Annotated in this window: 4 protein-coding genes; 1 reads left to right on the top strand and 3 read right to left on the bottom strand. The window is 56.2% G+C overall.

Annotated features, from left to right (window positions below):
* Nucleotides 1–67 precede the first annotated feature (67 nt).
* Both QZY06_RS21310 and QZY06_RS21305 read right to left on the bottom strand, forming a co-directional pair.
* On the bottom strand, nt 68–520 hold the full coding sequence (locus tag QZY06_RS21310; protein ID WP_295688074.1) for a PA2169 family four-helix-bundle protein: 453 nt from the start codon (nt 518–520) through the stop codon (nt 68–70).
* Between the two features lie 263 nt (nt 521–783).
* Nucleotides 784–1,065 (bottom strand): hypothetical protein, encoded by a 282-nt coding sequence (locus tag QZY06_RS21305; RefSeq protein WP_295688071.1) that lies wholly within the window; start codon nt 1,063–1,065, stop codon nt 784–786.
* 497 nt (nt 1,066–1,562) lie between these two features.
* On the opposite strand from QZY06_RS21305, the gene QZY06_RS21300 reads away from it, so the two are divergent.
* Nucleotides 1,563–2,726: a zinc-dependent alcohol dehydrogenase gene (locus QZY06_RS21300; protein WP_295688069.1), complete on the top strand. Its 1,164-nt coding sequence runs from the start codon at nt 1,563–1,565 to the stop codon at nt 2,724–2,726.
* Between the two features lie 224 nt (nt 2,727–2,950).
* Here the strand turns inward: QZY06_RS21300 and QZY06_RS21295 are convergent.
* Nucleotides 2,951–3,189 (bottom strand): SDR family oxidoreductase (locus QZY06_RS21295; protein ID WP_295688067.1); only part of this gene is annotated, 239 nt, incomplete at its 5' end.

Here is a 3,189-nt window from a genome sequence, read left to right as displayed (position 1 = left end):
TCAGGAAATTTATGGATTGTCCGGTAACTTAAACTCGCTCGTGCAACCGACACCGAGTAGGCGTTAGTCAAGCAGAAGCCTTTTCCCGGTTGCGTAGGTCACGGATGCGATCGTGGTGCCGGAGCGCTCCCTGATACTGGCGTTCCAACAGCGTCCGCACGGCTGGCGCAATTTTGGTGTTCATCGCTGCTGCGTAACAGGCCTTCGCGTGATCTTCCCCGCGCTCGCATTCTTGAAGTAAAGCGAGGTCATCTGCTGACGTAACGGAAGTCCGCAAGTTCATCCAGCCACGATGCAGCGCGCCCGCTGTCGTGCCACTGGTCGTGGCGGTACCGCCGAGAGCCGCAACACAGTCCTGCAATTCTGCGGCTGCCCGCCTGCAATCGGCGGAAAAATCTGCGAACAACGCGCGCAGAGTTACCGAGTGCGCATGCTTGGACGCAACCAGAAAACCTTGTTCACCATCCTTGCTGGTTGCGATTAAGTCATTGAGGGTGTCGATCATCGTATCGTTAGCCATCTTCAATCTCCGTCTAAAAGGGCTCATCAAATACACATTTGGCCCCGAAAAGTCAGCAGATGGCATGCCCGCTGCGAAGCCACCAATTCAGGAGAAAGATCGGGTAGCGTGGCGCGATTGACGGAAATGCGTATTGATCGTCCACTACCACACCGCCATCCCGACGACGCGTCTGATGGGAACAAGATTTGCTCAAGTATTTTCGGCGTCGGCTCGTGCTTCTCTGTCGAGAGTCGTTTCGGAATGCTGACAGCCGAACTTCGTCATTTCTCCCCTGGAGATAAGCCCGCTATGAATGCCACCTTTGATGCTACCCCGCCATCATCATTATTGGCGGTGCGATGGAGATTGATGATGATCGCACTGATCGCGAGCTGTGGTGGGTATTTGGTTATGAATGCTTTACTAAGGCCCGTTGGTAGAGCAGCGCGATCGCCGACGCAGAAGCCTCCTGAAATAAATCGTTGGGAAAACGAAGGTGGCATGATTGCAACTACGGTACCTACGATACCGTCATCCGAGCCTAGCATCAGGCCGTCAGACACCGAGGGCGACGTTGGCACCGGGTCTGGTGAACCACCGATCAATACCTGATTGAAAAACGTCCCAGGCTAAATATGATGTCGCTGCTAAGTACAGCGAAGTCACGACAGCTTCCCAGAGGAGCATGCGGTGACGAGCGAAGCGCTTGTAATGATGCTAGTGAGCGCCTGCCGGGAGAGACAAGGTGAGCACTCAGAGGTCATTTCAAGATACTCGGAAGCGATGGACAGGCGCGTCGTCCGGCGAATCCGGCCTCGGCAAGCGTTATTCCCATTAGTGCAAGGTAATGACCTTGTCACTCTAAGTGCGCGTTCGCGTTATCGCGTGCCCTTCGGGTCTTGCTCGCCAAATTTATTGGCTGACCGCCTGTTGATGGCTTCGCCAACTCGACACACGGTTAATTTGAGAAAAAACTCCGCGCGGTACAGGCATGACGCTTGATCTCTTTTCCGGGTAGGAATTCAGTCGCTACAGCGACAGCACTTATCACGGAGATCACATGAAAGCCCTCGTTTATCACGGCAAGCACGATGTACGCGTTGACAATGTTCCAGATCCCTCGATCCTCGAAGCGACGGACATGCTGCTAAGGGTGACCGCGACAGCAATCTGCGGGTCGGATCTGCATCTCTACGGCGGCAAGGTCCCCGAACTTTTGGACGGCGACATCCTCGGCCACGAGTTCATGGGCGTCGTCGAAGATACCGGCTCCGCCGTGACCAATCTGAACCGTGGCGATCGGGTTGTCATTCCTTTCACCATTGCCTGCGGCCATTGCTTCTTTTGCGAGAAGGATCAGTACGCCTCTTGTGAAACGACAAACCCGGGCAAAGGCGGGGCGATCAACGCCAAGGGGCTCAAGCCAAGCGCTGGTATGTTCGGCTACTCACATTTGTACGGCGGCTTTGCCGGCGGACAGGCCGAGTACGTGCGCGTTCCGCATGCTGACATCGGCCCTCTGAAGATTCCCTCGGGTCTCGCGGACGAACAGGTATTGTTCCTATCCGACATCCTGCCCACCGGATATCAGGCGGTGGTCAACGCCGAAATCGGCGACGGCAGCACGCTTGCGATCTTTGGTGCCGGGCCGGTCGGCATGATGGCGGCGGCCTCGGCAAGGATGTTGGGTGCGTCTACGATTTACATGATCGATGAACTACAGGATCGCCTCGATTTCGCGGTTGCCCACTACGGCGTCAAGCCGATAAACCTCAAGGATCAAAGCGATCCTGCCAAGCAGATCGTCGAAGAAACCCATGGCCGTGGCCTCGACGCCAGCATCGATGCCGTTGGTTTTGAAGCGAAGGGAAGTCTCGTCGAAACCGTGCTTGCAGCAGTCAAGATCGAAGCCTCCGTTGGATTCGTGCTACGCCAGTGCATTGCCTCGACGCGCCGCAGCGGCATCGTCAGCGTGCCCGGCGTCTATGTCGGGTTCCTTCACGGCTTCATGTTCGGCGATGCCTTCGATAAGGGCTTGACATTCCGCATGGGTCAGACTCATGTCCAGCATCACATGCCTGGTCTGTTGACGGCGATCCAAGAAGGCCGTCTCCGGCCGGACGCCATCATTTCTCACCGCATGAAGCTGTCCGATGCGGCTGAGGGATACAAGAGGTTCAATGATCGGGAAACAGGCTGGAGAAAGATTGTTATGACGCCGTAGAGGCACAAAATATTGCGAAGCAAGTTCTGCGCGAAGCTGGAGGTTCTCGCGGCATCGATCAAGCAAGCGATTCGTTCCTGATAAGCGGCAACGCGGCGGTCGAATTGGATCGGCCGCCGCGACAGGACAACGTAATCGCACACCCTCGCCTCACAATCTCTGCTGAAGGTCGGGTTCAAAATGTGAGATCCGTACTGCTGCATCAACAGCAAAAGGGAATTGAACTATAGCGGTGTGCGGCCGCCGGTAGCCCCGAATACCTCTCCGGTGACATAGCTCGCATCGTCGGACGCCAGGAACACGAATAGTGTGGCCTGTTCAACTGGCTGGGAGGGCCGCTTTAGCAAGGTATTGATACCGAACGTCGATACCTGCTCTGGCGACATCGTCGATGGTATCAATGGGGTCCAAACCGGACCCGGCGCCACCGAGTTGACCCGGATCTCGCGTTCCGAGAGCGACG

The sequence above is a fragment of the uncultured Nevskia sp. genome, assembly GCF_903885465.1.
Taxonomy (GTDB): domain Bacteria; phylum Pseudomonadota; class Gammaproteobacteria; order Nevskiales; family Nevskiaceae; genus Nevskia.
Note: the sequence above shows the minus strand (reverse complement) of the source record. Positions and strands in the feature narration are given on the sequence as shown.

Excerpts from the sequence above, each read along its gene's own strand:
- QZY06_RS21310 (WP_295688074.1), bottom strand. The coding sequence starts at position 520 with ATGGCTAACGATACGATGATCGACACCCTCAATGACTTAATCGCAACC.
- QZY06_RS21300 (WP_295688069.1), top strand. The coding sequence starts at position 1,563 with ATGAAAGCCCTCGTTTATCACGGCAAGCACGATGTACGCGTTGACAAT.